Raw genomic sequence first — 20,515 nt, forward strand, 5'->3', positions numbered from 1 at the left:
GGGGATCTCAATCGGGAAGGAACAGGACGCGCCCTTCGCTCTCGAAGCGGCGCAAGGGATGGCCGAAGGCCTGGCTCAGCAGGTCTGCACGCAGCACGCTGTCGCGATCACCCGCTTTCACCCCGCCGCGGCCGTCGAGCAGGATGATGTGGTCGGCGTAGCGGGCGGCGAGATTGATGTCGTGCAGGACCATGACGACGCCGTGCCGTGTGTCGCCGCCACGGACGATGCTGCGGAAGAGCTCGAGCGTGGCGATCTGGTAATGCAGGTCGAGATGGTTGAGCGGTTCGTCGAGCAGGAAGAGCTGCGGCGACTGTACCAGCAAGGTGGCGATGGCGACGCGCTGGCGCTCGCCGCCGGACAGCGTCAGCACGTCGCGCGTCTCGAACCCCTGCAAACCGACATCGGCCAAGGCCCGGCGGGCGATCGCCTCGTCCTCGGTCGTCTCCCAGCCCCAGCGGCCCAGGTGAGGGTGACGGCCGATCAGCACCGTTTCCAGCACGCTGGCGCCGAAGTGATCGGGCTGTTGTTGCGGCAGCAGGCCGCGGAAGCGCGCCGCCTCCAGCGCCGACCAGGCGGCGTAGGGCAGGCCGCCCAGCCTCACCTGCCCCACCGAGGGCTCGCGCAGGCCGGCCAGGGTGTGCAGCAGGGTGGTCTTTCCCGCACCATTGGGGCCCAGCAGGGCAAGGCATTCGCCCGGTGCCAGGCTCAGGCTGAACTCGCAGCACAGCCAGCGCTCGCCCACCTGCAGGGCGAGGCGCTCGGCCTCCAGCAGCGGCACCGCATCGGTACGCGAAGCGCTCACCGCGGGTGCCTCGCGAGCAGGAACAGGAACACCGGCACGCCGATCAGCGCGGTGAGCACGCCGACCGGCAGTTGCTGCGGCGCGATCACGGTGCGCGCCGCCATGTCGGCCAGCGTCAGCAGGGTGCCGCCGGCCAGCGCGGCAGCGGGGATGAGCACGCGCTGGTCGTTGCCCAGCACCAGCCGCACGAGGTGGGGAATGATGAGGCCGACGAAGCCCACCGAGCCCACCAGCGTCACCGCGGTCGCGGTCAGCAGCGAGGCCAGCACGTACAGGCCCATGCGCAGCTTGCGCACGCTCACACCCAGCGCACGCGCGTTCAGCTCGCCGCGCGCGAGCACGTTCAGGTCGCGCGCGAAGGGCATCACCGCGGCCAGACCCAGCACCAGCACCACCAGCCCAGGCCAGGGCCGCGCCGCGCCACTGGCATCGCCCATCAGCCAGAACAGCATCGACTGCACCCGGGTATCGGGCGCCAGCGCCAGCATCAGCGTCACCGCCGCGCCGCATCCGGCGGCGACGATGACCCCGGTCAGCAGCAGCCGCGTCTGCGTCCAGCTGCCGTCGCCATGCGCCAGGCCGAACACCAGCAGCATCGCGGCGAGCGCGCCACCGAAGGCCAGCGTATCGACCCAGATCGAGGCCGCGCCGAGCGTGAGCGCCACCAGCGCCCCCACCGCCGCACCACCGGAGATGCCCAGGATGTAGGGATCGGCCAGCGGGTTGCGCAGCAGCACCTGCATCAGCGCACCCGCCGTGGCGAGCAGGCCGCCGCAGACGAAGGCGGCGAAGGCGCGGGGCAGGCGCAGCTCGCGCACGATGTCCGCCGCCATGCCCTCACTGCCGGTCAAGGCAGCGAATACTTCGGACAGGCCGATTGGCATGTCACCGGCCACCAGCGCCCATAGCAGTGCAAGCGCCGCCGCCGACAGCAGGCTGAGGGCGAGCAGGATGGGATGGTGGCGGCCGAGCAGCATCAGGGCCCGACCCCCGACGACACGGAGACGGTCGGTGGCAACGAGCATTGCGGCTTAGTGCATCGCGTAACGCACGGCCACGAAGGCGTTGGCCCCCTGGGTGCCGTAGTTCTGGGCAAGCTCGTAGTCCTTGTCGAGAAGGTTGTTGGCGCGCACTTCCACGCTCCAGTCCGGCGCCAGCGCGTAATGCACGTAGGCGTTCAGCAGGCCGTAGCCGCCCATGCGGTTGGCCGCGTTGTTCGGGATTCGATCATACCGCCGCCCCTGCGCGTTCCACTCCATCCCCCAGGTCCACGGCCCGGTAGCGCGCTCGATGCCGAGCGAGCCGCCGATGCGCGCACGACGGCCGAGCTCATCGCCGGTTTCCTCGTCTTCCGTGTCGAGGAAGTCGATGCTGGCCCGCACGCGGTAATCCCACAGCATCGTGCTGGCAGCCAACTCGACGCCCTGGATCGAGGCCTCCGCCACGTTGGCCGGCGCCCAGTCGCCCATCGGATCGGCCGGGTTCACCGGCGCCCACGCGATCAGGTTCTTAATGCGGTTGTTGAAGTAGGTCGCGCTGAGGCTGGTGCCGCCGCGCTCCCACACCAGGCCGGCCTCGCGGTTCAGCGCCTCCTCGGGCTTCAGGTTCGGGTTGCCGCTGAACGGGAAGTAGAGGTCGTTGAACGTGGGCGCCTTGAACGCCGTGCCGATGCTGGCACGCGCGCGCCACTCCGGCGTCAGCCGATAGCCGTAGGCCAGCGCACCGGTGGTCTTGCTGCCGAACTGCGAATCCTCGTCATGGCGGGCGTTGACCTGCAGGTGATGGCGATCGAACTGTCCGCTCCAGCCGAGCAGCACCGAATTGGTGTGCCGCTGTGTCTTGTCATAGTCGGCAGTCGAATCGACTTCCTGCTCGAGATACTCGTAGGCGGCCAGCAGCGAGCCGACGCCCAGGGCGATGTCGTGCTGCCAGGTGAACTGGCGCTGCGCGGTCTCGAACGTGGATTTGGCGTTGCGGTCCGAGTAGTTGTGCGACTCGTCCGCGCCGTAGCCGAAGCGCAAGGTGCTGGTCCAGTCTGCGGTGATCTGGTTGCGCATGTGCAGCCCCAGCGAGTCGGTGCGCTTGTCCAGATACGAGTTGAACACCTTGGCGTTGTCGTACCAGTTGCGCATGTCCGAATGCAGCACGGTCAGGCCGATCTCGTCGGCGTCGCGGAAACCGAGCGACACCGAGCCGCTGAAGTACTCGTTGCGGAAACCGTCGTCGTCGCGATCGCTGCCGCGCGTCGACTTCGGCTTGGCATCGATGCCGTCACTGCGTTCGCTGCCGGCGGACACGTTGTAGCGCAGCCGCTCGACCCCGCCCGCCAGCGTCGCACCCAGCGTGCGCGCACCGTCGGTGCCGACGCCGGCACGCACGCTGGGCTGGAAACCCTCGCGTCCCTTGCGCGTGAACACCTGGATCACGCCGCCGATCGCATCGGAACCGTAGAGCGCGCTCGCCGGGCCGCGCAGGATCTCGATGCGGTCGATCAGCTCGAGCGGCAGGTTCTCGAGCGTGGGCGAGCCGCTGGTCGCCGACCCCACGCGCACGCCATCGATCAGGAGCAGGGTGTGCCCCGAGTTGGCGCCGCGGAGGTACACGCTGCTGCTCGAGCCCGGACCGCCATTGCTCGCCACCTGTACGCCGGGACGGCTGGACAGCAGTTGCACCAGCGTGGCATTGCCGGCACGGGCGATCTCGTCGCGGTCGATCACGTCGACGCTGGCAAGCGCCTCGTCGGCCGTGATGGGCTGGCGGGTGGCGGTGACCACGACGTGGCCAAGCTGGGCATCGTCGGCCTGGGCCGGGACGAACGGGTAAGCGAGCGCGCACGCGGAAACCAGCGCGGAAAGGCGGATCTTCATTGTCGGAACTCCCTGCGCCATGGCGCGCGTCCCCGCACGTCATGGCAACTTCACATGGACGCACCGCGAGCAGGGGAGAACCGAAGAGAGCAAGACAAACCGCGCCCGTCGCCGCCACCCCGCGGCACATCCGCCATTTCGCGTTCCGGCCGGTCTCCGGGCTCGTGCGCTGCCCGGCCAGAGGCCGGACGGACGGGTCGCCTTCCCGGGAGAGATCCTCCCAGTGGCTGCGTGATCCGCCTTGCGCGCACTTACCGTTGCGGGGGCAGCACAGGCATTGCGGCCATCGAGCAGAGGATGGTCCGCGCACCTGTTTCCCGTTTAACCCTAGGCGAGAATCGCCCGTGGGCACCGATAACGCGCCGCCCCTTCCGGGGCAGTGGGGGCGGATGATACCGTACGGGCGAGTATCGTGCACTGCAATAAATGACAGTCCTCTTTCCGGACAGGAGCCATCAGAACAATGACATGCGAGCTGATCCTGGGCGGCGCGCGCTCGGGCAAGAGCCGCGAGGCCGAGCGCCGCGCGACCGAATCCGGGCTGGCGGTGACCGTGATTGCGACCGCCGAGGCGCTCGACGACGAGATGGCGGCACGCATCCGTCGCCATCAGGCGGACCGACCCGCAGGCTGGCGCACGGTGGAGACGCCGGTGGCGCTCGCCGACACGCTGCGGCGCGAGGCAGCCCCCGACCGCTGCCTGCTGGTCGACTGCCTGACGCTGTGGCTGAGCAACCTGCTGGCGGACGCCGAGAGCCTGCCGCCCGGCGCCGATGCCGAAGCCCTGCCGCTGTTCCGCGCGCAGCGCGACGCGCTGCTCGCGACCCTGCCGCGACTGCCCGGCCGCATCGTGCTGGTCGCCAACGAAGTCGGCCTCGGCCTGGTGCCGGAGCACCCGCTCGGCCGCCTGTTCCGCGACGAGGCCGGCCGGCTCAACCAGGCGGTCGCCGCGCTGTGCCCGCGTGTGGTGTTCGTCGCCGCCGGCCTGCCGCTGGTGCTGAAGCAGGACTAAACTCACTCCCCACCCAGCCGCGGCCCCGACGCCGCTCCACCGGAAACCTCGCGTCATGAACCTCGCCATCACCGCGCCCGACCAGGCGATTGCCACCGAGCTGCAACACAAGATCGACCGCAAGACCAAGCCGCTTGGCGCCCTCGGCCGGCTCGAGCCGCTGGCGCTGCAGATCGGCCTCGTGCAGCAGACGCTGACGCCCGAGTTGCGCCAGCCCCACATCGTCGTCTTCGCCGGCGACCACGGCGCGGCGCGGGCGGGCGTGTCGGCCTACCCGCAGGACGTGACCTGGCAGATGGTGGAGAACTTCCTGGCCGGCGGCGCCGCGATCAACGTCTTCAGCCGGCAGATGGGGCTGGGGCTGACCGTCGTCGATGCGGGGGTCAATCACGACTTCGGCAAGCGCGCCGGCCTCATCGACGCCAAGATCGCGCCGGGTACGGCGAACTACATCGAACAGCCGGCGATGAGCGCCGAACAGCGCGACGCCGCCCTGCAGCGCGGACGCGAGATCGCCCATGCGCTGGCAGACAACGGCTGCAACTGTGTCGGCTTCGGCGAGATGGGCATCGGCAACACCGCCTCGGCCTCGCTGCTGACGCACTGCCTGGTCGGTGCCGAGCACGGCGCCGACCTCTACACCGTGACCGGCCGCGGCACCGGACTGGACGACGCCGGCCTCATCCACAAGCGCGCCCTGCTCAAGCAGGCGCTGGAGCGCGGCGGCCGCCCGATCGATCCCCTGGCGGTGCTGGCCGAGTACGGCGGCCTCGAGATCGCCATGATGGCCGGCGCCATGCTCGGCGCCGCCGAGCGCAGGATGCTGGTCCTGATCGACGGCTTCATCGTCACCTCTGCACTGCTGGTCGCGCACGCCATCGACCCGAACGTGCTGCCCTACTGCGTGTTCGCTCATCGCTCGCAGGAACCCGGCCACGGCATCCAGCTCGACCACTTGGGAGTGGAGCCCCTGATGTCGCTGGACCTGCGCCTGGGCGAAGGCACCGGCGCCGTGCTGGCCTGGCCGCTGGTGCAATCGGCGGTGAGCTTCCTCAACGAGATGGCGAGCTTCGAGTCGGCCGGCGTCAGCGACCAGGGCTGACGCACACGGCATGCGCTACCAGCTCGAACTGTTCTTCACCGCGCTCGGCTTCTTCACCCGGCTGCCGGTGCCGGCCTGGGTGCCGTGGTCGCCCGAGCGGCTGAACCACGCGGCGCGCTTCTTCCCGCTGGTCGGCTGGGTGGTGGGCGCAACCGGCGCGGCAAGCTACGCGGCGTTCGCGCTGGTCCTGCCCGCCTCGCTGGCGGTGATCCTGTCGATGGCGGTGACGATCCGCCTCACCGGCGCCTTCCACGAAGACGGCTTCGCCGACACCTGCGACGGCCTCGGCGGCGGCTGGGACAAGGCGCAGGTGCTGGCGATCATGAAGGACTCGCGCATCGGCAGCTACGGCACCATCGGCATGGTACTGATGCTGATGGCGAAGGCGGCCGCGCTGGTCGAGCTCGCTCGTCTCGGCGCGACTGCCCCGCAGGGCACCGTGGCGGGCGTTGCCGCCGCACTGCTGGTTGCACACCCACTGTCACGCCTGGCGGCCACCAGCCTCATCCACCTGCTGCCCTACGTGCGCGAGGACGACAGCGCCAAGTCCAGGCCGCTCGCGCGCCGCCTGACGCCTGGCGAACTCACCGTCGCCGGCGCCTGCGGCCTGCTGCCACTCGCCCTGCTTGCACCTGTGGAGGCGCTGGGCGCATTGGTCGCGGTCATCGCCGTCACGGCCTGGGCCGCCCGCCTGTTCGTGCGCAGCCTGGGCGGCTACACCGGCGACCTGCTCGGCGCGACCCAGCAACTCGCCGAACTCGCAGCCTACCTCGGCCTGCTCGCCGCCGCGCGCATCGCGACGCTGGCCGCCGCATAGGACATCACTTCGTCATGGAACTGCACCTCATCCGCCATCCGCGACCCGCGATCGAGCCGGGGGTCTGCTACGGCCAACACGACATTGGCCTGGCCGAATCCGCCACCGAGGTCGCAGCGCGCCTGCGCCCGCTGCTGCCCGACCGCTTTGAGCTGCACGCCAGCCCGCTGATCCGAGCCCGGCTGCTCGCAGAGGAGTTCGGCACCCCGCACCTGGATGCGCGCCTGAAGGAGATTCACTTCGGCGAATGGGAAGGCCGCACCTTCAGCGCCATCGGCACCGCCATCGACGACTGGGCTGCCGACCCGCTCGGCTTCCGCGCGCCGGGCGGCGAATCCGCGCGCGAGATGACGACCCGCGTGCTGCACTGGCTCAGCGATCTGCAGCTTTCCGCACCGGACGAGCCGGTGGTGATCGTCGCCCACGGCGGCCCGCTGCGCGCCATCGCCGGCCACCTGCTCGGCCTGCCGCCCGAGCGCTGGCTGGGGCTGGACTTCGGCTGCGGGCAGGTGACGCGGCTGGACGTGGAGAACTGGGGCGTGGTGCTGCGGTGGTTCAACCGCTGAGCCGGGGCGCCTGACGGCCGGCCGCTTCGTGGGATAATCCGGCCGTTCCAAGGCTCACGGTCCGCCCATGCTTTCAGCGCTGCCCCAATTCGCCAACGCCCGCGTGCTCGTCGTGGGCGACCTCATGCTGGACCGCTACTGGCACGGCGCGACCGCGCGCATCTCGCCCGAGGCGCCGGTACCGGTGGTGCAGGTGCGCGATGACGAAGTGCGCGCAGGCGGCGCCGGCAACGTCGCACTCAACGCCGCGGTGCTCGGCTGCACGGCCCGCCTCGTCGGCCTCGTCGGCGAGGACGAAGCCGGGCGCCTGCTGGCCGAGCGCCTTGCCGCACGCGGCGTGGATTGCCGGCTCCAGATCGTCGCGGATGCGCCCACCATCACCAAGCTGCGCGTCATCAGCCGCCACCAGCAACTCATCCGCCTCGATTTCGAGGAACGCTTCGCCCTGCATCACGCGGCGCGCGTCACCGCGACCACGCACGATGCACTCGAGGGCGTGCAGGCGATGATCCTGTCGGACTACGCCAAGGGCACGCTGGGCGACCCTCAGGCCCTGATCCACCTGGCGCGCGAACGCGGCGTGCCGGTAATCGTCGACCCCAAGGGCCAGGATTTCGGCCGCTACCGCGGCGCCACGGTGGTCAAGCCCAACCTTGCCGAGTTCGAGGCGATCGTCGGTCCGTGCGCGGACGATGACGAACTGGTGGAACGCGGCAAACGGCTGTGCGCGGATCTCGAACTCGAAGCGCTGCTGATCACCCGCAGCGAGCGCGGCGTGACGCTGATCCAGCGCGGACAGCCCGCCTGGCACCTGCCTGCCCATGCGCGCGAAGTGTTCGACGTCACCGGCGCAGGCGACACGGTCTCGGCCACGCTGGGCTGCAGCCTCGCCGCCGGCCTGTCGCTGCGCGACGCCACCGCACTGGCCAACCTCGCGGCCAGCATCGTGGTCGGCAAGCTCGGTACGGCCACCGTGTCGGTGGATGAACTGCGCGCGGAACTGAACGCCCACGCCCCGCGCCCGCGCGGCCTGATCGAAGCCGCCGAGGCGCGCGACGCCATCGCCACCGCGCGCCGCCTGGGCGAACGCACCGTGGTGGCGGTCGGCCCCTTCGCCCCCTTCGACACACCGCGTCTCGCCTACCTCGAAGCGGCCGCCGCGCGTGGCGACCGGCTGCTGGCGCTGCCGCTTGCCGACGACGCCAGCGCCGGACTGCTGCCCGCACTGCGCATCGTCGACTGGGTGGTAGCGGCCCGGGACGCGGCGGAACTGCACGCCCTGCTGCAGACCCTGCAGCCCGACCTCATCGCCCTGCCGGCTGCCCACGCCGGGAACATCCCGCAGACGACCGCCGAAGTGGTCGTGCTGCCCGGCGGCTGATCCTTCGGGACGGACCGGCCGCCGGCATGCAGCGCCGCGCGCTCAGGCGCGGCCGATGCTGTAGTAGGTCCAGCCCTCGCTGCGCAGGCGCTCGGGGTGGTAGAGGTTGCGGCCATCGACGATGACCTTGGCGCGCAGGCGATTCTGGATCTCGTCGAAATCCGGCGCGCGGAACTGCTGCCATTCCGTACAGATCGCCAGCGCGTCGGCACCATCCAGCGCCGAATACTTGTCGGCGGCGAGGCTGAAGGCCGGCCCCTCGGGATAGATGCGGCGCGTCTCTTCCATCGCCACCGGGTCGAAGGCCTGCACCTTCGCGCCCGCCTGCCACAAGGCTTCGAGCAGCGTGCGGCTTGGCGCCTCGCGCATGTCGTCCGTGTTGGGCTTGAAGGACAGCCCCCACACCGCGATCGTCTTGCCGCGCAGCGCCTCCGGCCCGCCAAAATGCTTCGCCAGCTTGGCGAACAGCACCTGCTTCTGCCGATTGTTGACCGCCTCCACCGCCTTCAGCAGCGGCGCTTCGTAGCCGATCTGCTGCGCGGTACGCTCGAGCGCCTGCACGTCCTTCGGGAAGCAGCTCCCGCCGTAGCCGCAGCCCGGGTAGATGAAGTGGTAACCAATGCGCGGATCGGCGCCGATGCCCTTGCGCACCTCCTCGATGTCCGCCCCGAGGATCTCGGCCATGTTGGCCAGTTCGTTCATGAAGCTGATCTTGGTCGCCAGCATCGCGTTCGCGGCGTACTTGGTCAGCTCGGCGCTGCGCACGTCCATGAACATCGTGCGCTCATGGTTGCGGTTGAAGGGTTCGTAGAGCTCGCGCATCAGTTCGCGCGCGCGCGGCGAGACGGTGCCGATGACGATGCGGTCCGGCTTCAGGAAGTCGCCGACGGCCGCCCCTTCCTTGAGGAATTCCGGGTTGGAGACGACATCGAACGGCGCCTCCGCCTTGCGCTCGGCCAGCACCTGCTCGACGCGCGCGCGCACCCTGTCTGCCGTGCCCACCGGTACCGTCGACTTGTTGATGATGACGCGGTAGCCGTCCATGTTGCGCGCGATGCTCTCGGCCACCGACAGCACGTACTGCAGGTCGGCCGAGCCGTCCTCGTCCGGCGGCGTGCCAACGGCGATGAACTGGATCTCGGCATGCTTGACGGCCAGCGCGGTGTCGGTCGTGAAGCGCAGGCGGCCCTCGGCGACGTTGCGTTCGACGATCGCCTCGAGGCCGGGCTCCCAGATCGGCAGCACGCCGCGGTTGAGGTTGTCGATCTTGCGCTGATCGATGTCGATGCAGACGACGCTGTGCCCCACTTCCGCGAGGCAGGCGCCGGTGACGAGGCCGACATAGCCGGTACCGAAGATGGTGAGTTTCATGATGGGCGACGTAGGAAGAAGAAAACGGTTAGATTCATGACCCGGCGATGTTACCCGCCGATGTCCGGCAAGGGGCTCATTCGGGATCGAAACGGTAGCCAAAGATGCGGATGTCCGGTTCGAAATGGCGCGCCACCATCTCGGCCAGCTCGTCCGTGTAATAGCTGCGATAGTCCTTCTTGCGGTCGGTGGCCTGGCGCTTGTGCAGCAGCGCCGGCGGCTTCACGCCGATGCGACGGCAGGCCTCGTCGAAGTCGGCAGCCAGGTTCTCGTAGCGCCCCATGAAGTCGACCAGCACCTTGCCGTGCAGGTCGATCACGTAGTCGCTCTGCAGTTCGATGCTGGTATCGACGTGGAACTGGTAGGGTCGCTCCGGATCGAGCTTCCAGCGCATGAACTGGTCGAAGGTCTCGATATGGCTCATCAGGTGCGGTCGCTCGCGCCGGATGTGGTGGAAGGAGCTGACCTGCAGGTCCCACGGGTTGCGCACGAAGACGAACTTGAACAGCGTGTCGAAGGTCTCGGCCGGCAGCATCTCCTTGGCAGCGATGATCTTCGAGTGACGCGGAAACTTGATGCCGAGGCGATGACCCGACAGCGCCGACAGGCGCGAGCACAGGAACTGCACCGGGTACCACGGATCGCGCAGCCGCAGCGGACGCAGGGAATCGCGCACCGAGGTGCCGCCGGTCTTGGCAATGTGGACGAACAGGAAGTTGTACTTCAGCGACAAGAGCATTCAGGCATCTCCACAACCCGCAACCGGCGGGCCGAGCATTCACACCAGGCCGAGGGCCTCGAGATAGGCGGCCGCCGACGCATCGCGGTTGTAGGCCGCCACGGCGCCTTTCAACGCATCGGCCGGCAAGGGCGCATCGAGGGTACGCGCCATCGCGTCCCCCAGTGCATCGGCGTCGCCCACGGCCACCAGGGGGCCAAAACGACCGCCGGCCAGCACCTCGCGCGGGCCGCTCGGGCAGTCGGTCGCCACGCTCGGCGTACCCAGCGCCAGCGCCTCGGTCAGCACGTTGGGCGACCCCTCCCACGCCGAACTCAGCGCGAACAGGTCGGCGCGCGCCATCCACGCATACGGGTTGGGCGTGAAGCCCGGCAGCGCAACGTCCGCAGCCACGCCAAGTTCCGCGGCGAGCGCTTCCAGCCGGCCCCGGTGGCGGCCCTCGCCGAGGATCACGAGGCGCGCCGGGCGCTGACGCCGCAGGCGGGCGAAGGCGCGCACCAGAGTCGGGAAGTCCTTCTGCTCGGTGAGCCGGCCCGCGCCGAGGATCAAGGGTTGCGCGCGGTCGCCGAACCACGGGTGGTCGACCACCTGCGCCGCCTGCTCGGCCAGCCGCGGCGTCACCACCGGATTGCGGATCACCTGCAGGCGCTCGCGCGGCAGGCCGGTCAGGCGCATCGTGTCCTCGAGCACGCCCTCCGACACGCACACCACACGATCGACCGAGGTGTAGAGCAGCCGCATCGGCGCCACCCTCAGCCAGCGGGCAATGCCCGAACGCCCCTCGAGCGCAGCCGACAGGTTCGTGCCGAGCCGGCCGACGATGCGCACCGTGCTGCCGGCGAGGCGGCGCGCCATCACCGCCGCCCGGATCGCCCGGTCCTTGGCCGCCAGCAGCGCATCGGGCCGGTTCTCACGCAGGTAGCGCGCCAGCGGCCACACCGCCAGCCCGCTATGGCGCACGCCAAGGTCAATCAGGCGCACCCCGGGCGGCAACGTGCCGAGATGCGCGCTGTCGGCACGGATCGCCAGCAGGTCGACCTGCACGCCGCGTGCGGCGAACCCTTCGATCAGGTTCAGCACCATGCGCTCGACACCGCCCTCGCCAGAGAACGAGATGAACACCGCCAGACGACTCATTGGAACTCCCTGAAACCCAGCGCGGCAAGGTAGGCGCGGGCGCTGGATTCATCCGTGTAACCCTGCACCGCGGCGCGCGACGCCGCGGCGGAGGTCGGCGCGTCGAGTTGTCGCAGCAAGCCCGCCGCGAGCGCATCGACATCGCCCACCGGCACCAGCGGACCATGACGCCCCCCCTCCAGGACCTCGCGCGGCCCGCTCGGGCAGTCGCAGGCCACACTCGGCACGCCCAGCGCCAGCGCCTCGATCAGCACCACGGGCATCCCCTCCCAGCGCGAGGTCAGCGCGAACACGGCCGCACGCGACATCCACGCATAGGGGTTGGGGCAGAAGCCGGGCAGCGCCACGTCGGCCGACACGCCCAGTTCGACCGCCAGCTTCTCCAGCTCCCCGCGGCGGCGGCCTTCACCGAGAATGAGCAGGCGGCAGGGGCGCTGCGCACGCACGCGGGCGAAGGCACGCAACAGGGCGGCGAAATCCTTGCGCTCGGAAAGTTCGCCGACGCCGAGGATCAGCGGCGGCTCGCCGGCGCCCAGCCACGGATGCTCGACGGCCTCTGCCGCCTTGGCGGTCATCGCCGGGGTGATGATCGGGCTCGGGACGACGCGGATATGATCGCGTGCGAGCCCCGCATAGGCCGCGAGATCGTCGGCCACCCCGCGCGAGGGCACCAGCACGGCTTCGGCCGCCGGATACATCCAGCGCATCGACGTACGCTGCAGCCAACGCTCGAAGGCGCCGCGGCTCGCCAGATTGACCGAAACCGTCGTGCCGAGGCGCACCCCGACCCGCGTGGGCACATGCGCCACCCAGCGCGCGAACAAGGCCGCGCGGTTCACGCGGTCCTTGTCCGACAGCATCGCCTGCGGCCGCTCGCGGCGCAGGTAGCGGACCACGCCCGGGATTGCGGTGTTCACGTGACTCACGCCCAGCGGCAGGTGACGGACGCCGTCGGGCAGTTGATCGAACCGGGGTCCATGTCCGTCCACGCCGAGTACATCGACGCGCAGCCCCAGGCGTGCAATCGCCGGCACCAGATTGCGCAGCACGCGATCGACGCCGCTGTGGCCGGAGGTGGCCGCGAAGATGGCGAGATCGGTGCTCACGCGCGCGCCTCCCCACCCGCCAGCAGGCGCTGGAACAACGCGTGGTATCGCCGGGCGCAGGTCTCGACGGTGTATTCGCGCACGGCTTCGCTGCGCCGCTCGACGTCGCCGGGATGGTCCAGCGTCGCCGCCATCGCCGTGGCCAGGGCATCGACATCATCGACCGGCACCAGCGGCGCCACCTCGCCGCCGCGCAGAATCTCGCGCGGTCCGCTCGGGCAATCCGTCGCCACTACCGGCACGCCGATCGCCAGCGCCTCGGTCAGCGCATTCGGCGATCCCTCCCAGCGCGAGGAAAGGACGAACAGACCGGCGCGGGCAAGATAGCGGTAGGGATTCGCATCGAAGCCCGGCAAAGCGAAGTCCTCCGCAACGCCTAGCCGCGCCGCCTGCTCGGACAACTCTCGGCGCAAACGGCCCTCGCCAAGGATCATCAGGCGACACGGACGCCCGGCGCGGACGCGGGCAAACGCGGACAACAAGGTGTCAAAGCCCTTCTGCGTGCGCAACCCACCGACGGCCATTACCACCGGCGGTTGTCCGGGGGCAAACCAGGGATGGTCGAGGGCCTCGTCCGCATGTTGCCGCAGGGCCGGCGTGACGACCGGATTCCGGATCAGGTGCGTGCGTTCAGCCGGCAGGTGTGCAATGGCGGCAATGTCGCGTACGACGCCCTCTGAATTGCCAACCACCGCTGCCGCTGCGCCGTATGCGCCGCGGATCAAGCGGTAGGCGCGCCAGCGCTTGAGTACATTGCGCTGGGCAAGGCGCTCGGACACCGTCGTGCCCGGCCGCATCACGAGCTTGAACGGCACGCCCGACAGACGCCGGGCCAGCACCGCGGTCCGCCCCGCCTTGTCCTTGCCGCACAGCACGAAATCGGGACGGAACTGCTTGAGGTAGCGGCGCATGAAAGGCTGGATCTCGAACACGCCCGAGCGCCCCGACTCAACCAGGCGGACGCGCCGGTCGAGTTGATCCAGATAGGGCTCGTGCCGCGACCGCGTGACGAAATCGACCTCCACGCCCAGATCCGCGAGGCCACCCGCGAGATTCACCAGCATGCGCTCGACGCCGCCATCACCGAACGAGGGCATGAAAATAGTTAGGCGCATCCACGGGCTCCAGACGAAGGGCGAAAGTATACCGGAACCCTCCGCGCTCAGTTCATGCCGGCTCGGGCCACTCGGGCGTGCGGCTATAATCCCGCTTCTTTGTCCCTGCCCGTGGGCGTGATGCCGCCACAGATCATCTACCTTGCCCGAGGTCGCCCACAGCGGCCGCGGGCCAACCTGATCCAGACCCTGCATACCGTCGAGGCTCTCGGCGTGGCCGAAGCCAAGGTGCGCCTGTATGTCCCGCCGGTGCCGCGAGGGTTCGACATGGCAGACTTTCTGGCTGGCATGGGCATTCGCCACCCGATCGACATCCACCCCACCTGGATGCTGCACAGCCGCTGGAAGGGCTGGCCGCTGGCGCTCCTGCAGCGCCAGGCCCTGCGCCGCGCCGACGCGGTCTACACCCGCGTGCCCGATTTCTCGCTGCTGCTGGCCCGCGCCGGGATTGCGCACTTCCTGGAAGTCCACGACACGGCCAGCCTCTCGGCCGAAGGCCTGATCGCACCGCTCCTCGCCGCGCAGGCAAAGGGCCTGCTCAGGGGGCTGACGGTGATCACCGCTGCCGGTCGCGACGCCCTGGTCGATGCGGGTTTCGACCCGTCACGCATTGCGGTCCTGCCCAGCGGCGTGGATCTGGAGGCCTTTTCCCAGGTACCGCCGCCCACCGCCGACGACTTCACCAATCCCAGGCTCATGTACGTCGGTCGGATCAGCGCCGACCGCGGCCTGCCTTTGTTCGAACGAATCGCATCAGCGGGCTTCCCCCTCGTCCTCATCGGCCCGAGGGACGGCGCGGTCGAGTGCAGCGCAGCGAACCTCACGCTCGAGCCCGCCATCCCCCACGCCGCTGTCCCGTCTGCGCTCGCACGGGGCGCCATTGCGCTGATGCCCTACCAGGCAGACCTGCGCCACGCGGCAACGATCAGCCCGATCAAGCTCTTCGAGGCCATGGCCGCCGGGCGACTCGTCATCGCCTCCGACCTGCCACCGATCAGGGAAGTCGTCCGGCACGGCGAAAACGGCCTGCTGGTCACGGCTGACGATCCCGCGGCGTGGATTGCGGCTGTCCGCCGTGCCCAAGGCGACCCGGTCCACGCAGTGGCGATGGCCATGAAGGGCCGCAAAACCGCAGCGGAGTATGGCTGGAGCACGCGCGCCGGAAAGCTGCTCGACTTTCTCGAACGCGACAGCCGCAAGGCAGACGACCGATGACCCCGCTTGGACGTGTCAGCCTGGTCGGCTTGAGCCTTCTGGCTCTTTTCAGCACCTGGAGGACGGCACCCGCCTACCTCGGCATCGCCATGTGCGTGCCAGCGATGCTTGCGTCGATCTGGAACCGGCGCAGCAAGTTCCCCGATGGGGTAACCCTGGTCGTCATTGCACTCGCCCTGTGGCTCACCGGTCGATATGCACTCCAGGCATGGGCCGGCATCGGCACCGCCGGACTCGGCAACCCCGAGGACGACGTTCGGAGCTGGCTCTACATCCTGCTGTTCGCGCCGCTGGCAGCCCTGCCTGTGCAGAACCCCATGCATCGCGTCCGCATGCTCTGGCTTCTCGCCATGACCGGTTTTGCGCTCGGCGTCGGGACATTCCTCTTCGAGCATGGACTGGACGTCCTGTGGTCCGGGCGCCGTCTCGGCTTTCACCTCAACCGCCCTCTCGGGGCCGGTCTCTATGCGGGCTGTTTCGCCCTCGCGCTGTTGTTCACACTACGTCACTGGTGGCGCCGCAAGGAGGGCGGGACGCCCTGGCTGAAGCGAATTGCCGGTATCGGGCTCATCGTGCTGTTCGCTCAAGTGATGATCAGCGCTCAGAACCGCAGCACCTTCCTCGCTGCCATGTCGGTGCTCGTCTTCAGCGCGGGTTTCATTGCCATGCGCCGACTACGCCGCTCCCGAACAAGCGGCGCGAAGATCGCGACCCTTGCTGCAAGCTTTGTCGCCATACTCGTCTTCGGCCTGATGGCATCCAGTCTCGATGTAATCAAGAAGCGCTCGGCGATCGATCAGAACGCAATCTCGGCCATGATGATCGACGGGCTGGAAGAAGCGCCCATATCGTCAGCCACGATTCGCCTCAGACTATGGCAGTTCTCCATCGACCAGTTCGCGGACGCACCGCTGATCGGCCACGGTTTCGGGAGCCTCACGGCCGTAATCGACCGCGAGTTGCGCCCGCTCGGTGGGCTCGCGAAGGGAGAGCGCTATGACCACGTTCACAACGGATTCCTCCAGATGCTTTGGACGCAGGGCTTGGTCGGCTGCGTCCTCTGGAGCACTCTTTTGGGGATCTTGGTGCGCGACGCACTCCGGGCGGCGAAACAGCACCCTGAACGTCGTGCCCTCATCCCTGCGATGTGGGCATTGCTCGCATTCGCTGCAATCTGGTCATTCTTCGATTTCCGCCTGTCCCATCCTGACATGCGCTTCTTCACCATCCTGATGCTGCTGTCCCTGCGCCTGCTGGGCCGCTCGGACGACGCAACGCAAAACGTCTCGGCCGAGAACCGGCACCCATGAACCGTCTCCTCATTGTCCGCACCTCCGCCATCGGCGACGTCGTCTTCGCATCGCCCTTCGCTGCGGCGGTCAAGCGCACGTGGCCGCAAGCGCATGTGGCGTGGCTGGTCGAGCCGGGCATTCACGAGCTACTCGCGGCCGACCCCTGCATCGACGAGCTGATCCTGTGGCCGAAAGGCGAGTGGAAGCAGCTCTGGCAGGCGCGGAGGTTCGGAGAGCTGTTCCGACGCATCCGCGCATTCCACGCCCTGTTGCGGGCAAAGCGCTTCGACACCGCCATCGACATGCAGAGCCTGCTGAAGAGCGGCCTGCTGACCTGGCTCTCCGGCGCGCCGCGCCGCATCGGGCTCGGTTCGCGCGAGGGCAGCCAATGGCTGATGACCGAGCGCGTACCCAAGGGCGGCATCGCGCGCCGCATCGGTTCCGAGTACCGCTACCTGGCCGAACAGCTGGGCCTCGATGCCGGCGAGTTCCTGCCGCGGCTGTGTGTCGGCGACGATACCGAGGCGAAGGTGCAGGCGTTGATGGCGGCACACGGCCTGGCGCCGAAGCGGTTCGCCGTGTTTGCCCCCTTCACCACGCGACCGCAGAAGCACTGGTTCGAGGACGCCTGGCAGGCGCTGGCGCCAAAGGTGCGTGACGAACTGGGGCTCACGCCCGTCATCCTCGGCGGTCCGGCGGACCGCGAGGCCGCGGCGCGCATCGCCGGGAACACGCCCGGGGTGATCTCGCTGGCCGGCGCCACCCGCCTGCCCGAGGCGGCCGCGCTGATCCGCCATGCCGGCCTGCTGGTCGGCGTAGACACCGGACTCACCCACATGGGCACGGCCTTCGCCACCCCCACCGTTGCGCTGTTCGGCTCCACCCGCCCCTACCTCGACACCGGCCGCAGCAACGGCCGCGTGATCTGGCTCGGGCTGCCCTGTTCGCCCTGCCGCCGCCGCCCGACCTGCGACGGCGCCTTCACCTGCCTGCGCGACATCACCGCCGACCGGGTCATGGACGAAGCTCGCACCGTGCTCAGCGTGGAACACGCATCATGAAGGTGCTGCACGTCGAAGCCGGCCGCCACCTCTACGGCGGCGCCAAGCAGGTGCTCTACATCGTCGAGGGCCTGGCGCGGCGCGGCGTGGAGAACCTGCTCGCCTGCCCGACCGGCGCCCACATCGCAAGTGCCGCGGGCGCCCATGCCCGCGTGTTCGAGATGCCGATGAAGGGCGACGTCGACATCGGCCTTGTCTTCCGCCTGCGCCGCCTGATCGCCACCGAGCGCCCCGACCTCGTGCACATCCATAGCCGCCGCGGCGCAGACCTTTGGGGCGGGCTGGCGGCGCGGCTGGCCGGCGTACCCTGCGTGCTGTCGCGCCGTGTGGACAACCCCGAGGCACGCTGGGTGGTGGCGGCAAAATACCGGCTGTACGATCACGTGATCACCATCTCGGACGGGATCCGCGACGTGCTGCTCGCCGAGGGTCTCGCGCCCAACCGGGTGTCCTGCGTGCGCAGCGCGGTCGACCCGGCACCCTACCTGATCGACTACGACAAGGCCGGCTACCGGGCGCAACTCGGGCTGCCCGCCGATACCCTGCTCGTCGGCATCGTCGCACAGCTGATCGCGCGCAAGGGCCATCGCCACCTGCTCGCGGCGCTGAAGGACGTCCTGCCCCACCACCCCCACCTGCAGGTGCTGGTCTTCGGACGCGGCCCGCTCGAGGCGGAACTGCGCCAGGCCATCGTGGACCAGGGCCTCGCCGGCACGGTCCGCCTGATGGGCTTCGTCGACAACCTGCCCGACATCCTCGGCTGCCTCGACCTGCTGGCGCACCCGGCCGACATGGAAGGCCTGGGCGTGTCGCTGCTGCAGGCCTCGGCAGCGCGGGTGCCGATCATCGCGAGCCGGGCCGGTGGCATGCCCGAGGCCGTGCGCGATGGCGAGAACGGCCTCCTGATCCCGCCGGGCGACGTCCCGGCCCTGGCCGCGGCCATGAACCGCCTGCTCGGCGATGCAACCTTGCGCGCCTGCATGGGCGAGGCTGGCCGCACCCTGGTGCTGCGCGAGTTCTCGACCGAGGCGATGTGCGACGGCAACCTCACGATCTACCGCAAGGTCCTGGAGGAACACCGATGAAATCGCTGCACATGATCGGCAGCACCCACATGGGCGGCGCCGAGCGCTGGTTCACGCGCTTTCTCGCCGCCATGCTGCGCCAGGGCGAGGACGTCGAGGCCGCGGTGCGACGCGGGTCCGAACTCGCCCAGCATCACCTCGCCGGCATTCCGCATCACGAGCTGCCGTTCCGCACCGTCTGGGATCCGTTCTCGCGCCATGCCGTGTCGCGGCTCATCGCCCGCAGCGACGCGCCCATCGTGCAGACCTACATGGGTCGCGCCACCCGCCTCACCCATCTCAAGCGCGGCCGCGGCAAGGTCCATGTGTCCCGCCTTGGCGGCTACTACAAGCTCGCCCCCTTCCGCCACGCCCATGCCTGGATCGGCAACACCAAGGGCCTGTGCGACTGGATGATCCAGGGTGGCCTGCCCGCCGAGTGCGTGTTTCACATCACCAATTTCGCCGATCCGGCCCGTGCGGTGGCCGCGGACGAACTGCATGCCCTGCGCCAGCGCATCGGCGTGCAGCCCGAAGACTGGATCATGGTGACCGCCGGGCGGCTGATCGACGTCAAGGGACACCGCTACCTGGTCGACGCGCTCAGCCGCCTGCCCGCCGAGATCGACGGCCAGCGCCTGCGGCTGGTGGTCCTGGGCGACGGCGACCTGGCGGCGCCCCTTGCCGAACAGGCGCGCCAGGCGGGCGTGGCCGACCGCATCCTGTGGGCGGGCTGGCAGCATGATCCGGCGCCCTGGTTCCACGTCGCCGACATGGTGGTGTTCCCCTCGCGCGACGCCGAGACCCTGGGCAACGTCATCCTCGAAGCCTGGGCCTACGGCAAGCCGCTGGTCGCCAGCGCCTTCCGTGGGGCGCGCGAGATCACCCGGCCTGGCGAAGACGCCTGGGTTGTCCCGTGTGACGATGGCGCGGCGCTTGCGGCCGGCATCGAACACGTCATCCGCAACCCCGGCCTGCAACGACAGATGGTGGCGAACGGCCTCGCCCGCATCGAGCGCGACTTCTCCGAGGCCGCGGTGATCGCACAATACCGTGCGCTCTACGCCCATTTGCTCGACAATCGCTGACATGAGCAACGGCATCAACATCCTCATGTACCACCAGGTCGGCGAGTTCGCACCGATGAAGGCGCACCGCTCGACCTACTGCGACCATCGCCGCTTCGCCCGCCAGATGGCCTTTCTGGCGCGCTTCGGCTACACCGTGCTGTCGATGGACCAGGTGCTGGCCTGCCTGCGCGGCGAGGCGCCCGTCCCGCCCAAGGCGGTGGCGCTGACCTTCGACGACGGCTACGAGAACTTCTACGAGTACGCCTTCCCGGTGCTGAAACAGCACGGTTTCCCGGCGATGGTGTACCTGATCTCGGGGCTGCTCGGCCAGCCCTCGAGCTGGTTCGCCAAGGACGGCCGCGACACCCCGCCGCTGATGAGCGCCGAACGCGTGCGCCAGCTCCATCGCGAAGGCATCGACTTCGGCTCGCACTCGGCCACCCACGTCAAGCTGGCCGAACAGGACACGAGCCGCATCCGCGAGGAAGTCACCCGCTCCAAGCGCGAACTGGAAGACGTGCTCGGCGCCGCAGTCACGCATTTCTGCTACCCCTACGGCAGCCACGACATGCGTGCGGTCGAAGCCGTGGCCGAAGCCGGCTACCAGTGTGCAACCACCTGCGTGCGCGCGCCCGCCACGACCGACGACGACCCGCTGACCCTGCCACGCAAGGCCGTGTCCTGGGGCGACAACCTCATCGGCCTGTGGTGGCGCCTGCACATGAAGAACACGCCCAAGCAGGCACCGATCAGGCGGCCGGACAGCAGCTTCAGCGCCGCAGGCGGACGATAGAC

At 69.3% G+C, this 20,515-nt stretch carries 19 protein-coding genes and 1 riboswitch; of the genes, 11 read left to right on the plus strand and 8 right to left on the minus strand.

The window, feature by feature from the left end:
- Positions 1 to 7: 7 nt before the first annotated feature.
- The 3 genes from C664_RS15050 to C664_RS15060 are packed head-to-tail and all read right to left on the minus strand — an operon-like array spanning position 8 to position 3,672.
- On the minus strand, positions 8 to 805 hold the full coding sequence (locus C664_RS15050) for an ABC transporter ATP-binding protein (RefSeq protein ID WP_004263202.1): 798 nt from the start codon (positions 803 to 805) through the stop codon (positions 8 to 10).
- Positions 802 to 1,782, minus strand: coding sequence for a FecCD family ABC transporter permease (locus C664_RS15055; protein WP_038012043.1), 981 nt, complete (start codon positions 1,780 to 1,782; stop codon positions 802 to 804). Before C664_RS15055 ends, C664_RS15050 begins: the two co-directional genes overlap by 4 nt.
- Before the next feature lie 54 nt (positions 1,783 to 1,836).
- The gene (locus C664_RS15060; RefSeq protein WP_004263206.1) at positions 1,837 to 3,672 is read right to left on the minus strand and encodes a TonB-dependent receptor domain-containing protein; all 1,836 of its coding nucleotides are present in this window, start codon (positions 3,670 to 3,672) and stop codon (positions 1,837 to 1,839) included.
- 131 nt (positions 3,673 to 3,803) lie between these two features.
- Positions 3,804 to 4,043, minus strand: a riboswitch (cobalamin riboswitch).
- Positions 4,044 to 4,135: 92 nt separating this feature from the next.
- Here C664_RS15060 and cobU point away from each other — a divergent pair.
- The 5 genes from cobU to rfaE1 all read left to right on the plus strand — a co-directional run bounded on the left by cobU (position 4,136) and on the right by rfaE1 (position 8,550).
- A complete protein-coding gene (gene cobU, locus C664_RS15065; protein WP_004263208.1) occupies positions 4,136 to 4,684 on the plus strand; it encodes a bifunctional adenosylcobinamide kinase/adenosylcobinamide-phosphate guanylyltransferase in 549 nt (182 codons plus the stop codon).
- A 55-nt stretch (positions 4,685 to 4,739) separates the two neighbouring features.
- A complete protein-coding gene (cobT, locus tag C664_RS15070) occupies positions 4,740 to 5,786 on the plus strand; it encodes a nicotinate-nucleotide--dimethylbenzimidazole phosphoribosyltransferase (RefSeq protein WP_004263210.1) in 1,047 nt (348 codons plus the stop codon).
- Positions 5,787 to 5,796: 10 nt separating this feature from the next.
- Complete coding sequence (locus C664_RS15075; protein ID WP_004263212.1) at positions 5,797 to 6,603, plus strand: adenosylcobinamide-GDP ribazoletransferase; 807 nt, start codon at positions 5,797 to 5,799, stop codon at positions 6,601 to 6,603.
- Between the two features lie 14 nt (positions 6,604 to 6,617).
- Positions 6,618 to 7,169: an alpha-ribazole phosphatase family protein gene (gene cobC, locus C664_RS15080; protein ID WP_004263215.1), complete on the plus strand. Its 552-nt coding sequence runs from the start codon at positions 6,618 to 6,620 to the stop codon at positions 7,167 to 7,169.
- A 67-nt stretch (positions 7,170 to 7,236) separates the two neighbouring features.
- On the plus strand, positions 7,237 to 8,550 hold the full coding sequence (gene rfaE1, locus C664_RS15085; protein ID WP_004263217.1) for a D-glycero-beta-D-manno-heptose-7-phosphate kinase: 1,314 nt from the start codon (positions 7,237 to 7,239) through the stop codon (positions 8,548 to 8,550).
- Between the two features lie 42 nt (positions 8,551 to 8,592).
- On the opposite strand, the gene C664_RS15090 is transcribed toward rfaE1, so the two are convergent.
- The 5 genes from C664_RS15090 to C664_RS15110 form a co-directional block, all read right to left on the minus strand.
- The gene (locus tag C664_RS15090) at positions 8,593 to 9,921 is read right to left on the minus strand and encodes a UDP-glucose dehydrogenase family protein (RefSeq protein WP_004263220.1); all 1,329 of its coding nucleotides are present in this window, start codon (positions 9,919 to 9,921) and stop codon (positions 8,593 to 8,595) included.
- A gap of 76 nt (positions 9,922 to 9,997) precedes the next feature.
- Entirely contained in the window at positions 9,998 to 10,660 is a 663-nt protein-coding gene (locus tag C664_RS15095; RefSeq protein WP_004263223.1) for a sulfotransferase family 2 domain-containing protein, read from the minus strand.
- A gap of 39 nt (positions 10,661 to 10,699) precedes the next feature.
- Positions 10,700 to 11,797, minus strand: a complete 1,098-nt coding sequence (locus C664_RS15100) for a glycosyltransferase (RefSeq protein ID WP_004263225.1) — start codon at positions 11,795 to 11,797, stop codon at positions 10,700 to 10,702.
- Positions 11,794 to 12,903 carry a glycosyltransferase gene (locus C664_RS15105; RefSeq protein ID WP_004263227.1) on the minus strand — a complete coding sequence of 370 codons (1,110 nt, stop codon included), beginning with the start codon at positions 12,901 to 12,903 and terminating at the stop codon, positions 11,794 to 11,796. The genes C664_RS15100 and C664_RS15105 overlap by 4 nt, the downstream gene beginning before the upstream one ends.
- Positions 12,900 to 14,018 carry a glycosyltransferase gene (locus C664_RS15110; RefSeq protein WP_051019153.1) on the minus strand — a complete coding sequence of 373 codons (1,119 nt, stop codon included), beginning with the start codon at positions 14,016 to 14,018 and terminating at the stop codon, positions 12,900 to 12,902. The genes C664_RS15105 and C664_RS15110 overlap by 4 nt, the downstream gene beginning before the upstream one ends.
- A 120-nt stretch (positions 14,019 to 14,138) precedes the next feature.
- Here C664_RS15110 and C664_RS15115 point away from each other — a divergent pair, with 120 nt between their 5' ends.
- The 6 genes from C664_RS15115 to C664_RS15140 are packed head-to-tail and all read left to right on the plus strand — an operon-like array spanning position 14,139 to position 20,513.
- Entirely contained in the window at positions 14,139 to 15,233 is a 1,095-nt protein-coding gene (locus C664_RS15115) for a glycosyltransferase (protein ID WP_038012032.1), read from the plus strand.
- On the plus strand, positions 15,230 to 16,543 hold the full coding sequence (locus C664_RS15120) for an O-antigen ligase family protein (RefSeq protein WP_004263240.1): 1,314 nt from the start codon (positions 15,230 to 15,232) through the stop codon (positions 16,541 to 16,543). The genes C664_RS15115 and C664_RS15120 overlap by 4 nt, the downstream gene beginning before the upstream one ends.
- On the plus strand, positions 16,540 to 17,586 hold the full coding sequence (locus C664_RS15125) for a glycosyltransferase family 9 protein (RefSeq protein WP_004263243.1): 1,047 nt from the start codon (positions 16,540 to 16,542) through the stop codon (positions 17,584 to 17,586). The genes C664_RS15120 and C664_RS15125 overlap by 4 nt, the downstream gene beginning before the upstream one ends.
- A complete protein-coding gene (locus C664_RS15130) occupies positions 17,583 to 18,671 on the plus strand; it encodes a glycosyltransferase (protein ID WP_004263247.1) in 1,089 nt (362 codons plus the stop codon). The genes C664_RS15125 and C664_RS15130 overlap by 4 nt, the downstream gene beginning before the upstream one ends.
- The gene (locus C664_RS15135; RefSeq protein WP_004263251.1) at positions 18,668 to 19,738 is read left to right on the plus strand and encodes a glycosyltransferase; all 1,071 of its coding nucleotides are present in this window, start codon (positions 18,668 to 18,670) and stop codon (positions 19,736 to 19,738) included. Before C664_RS15130 ends, C664_RS15135 begins: the two co-directional genes overlap by 4 nt.
- A gap of 1 nt (position 19,739) precedes the next feature.
- Positions 19,740 to 20,513 carry a polysaccharide deacetylase family protein gene (locus tag C664_RS15140; RefSeq protein WP_004263254.1) on the plus strand — a complete coding sequence of 258 codons (774 nt, stop codon included), beginning with the start codon at positions 19,740 to 19,742 and terminating at the stop codon, positions 20,511 to 20,513.
- Positions 20,514 to 20,515 lie beyond the last annotated feature (2 nt).

Source organism: Thauera sp. 63, assembly GCF_000310165.2.
In the GTDB taxonomy this organism is placed as follows: Bacteria; Pseudomonadota; Gammaproteobacteria; order Burkholderiales; family Rhodocyclaceae; genus Thauera; species Thauera humireducens.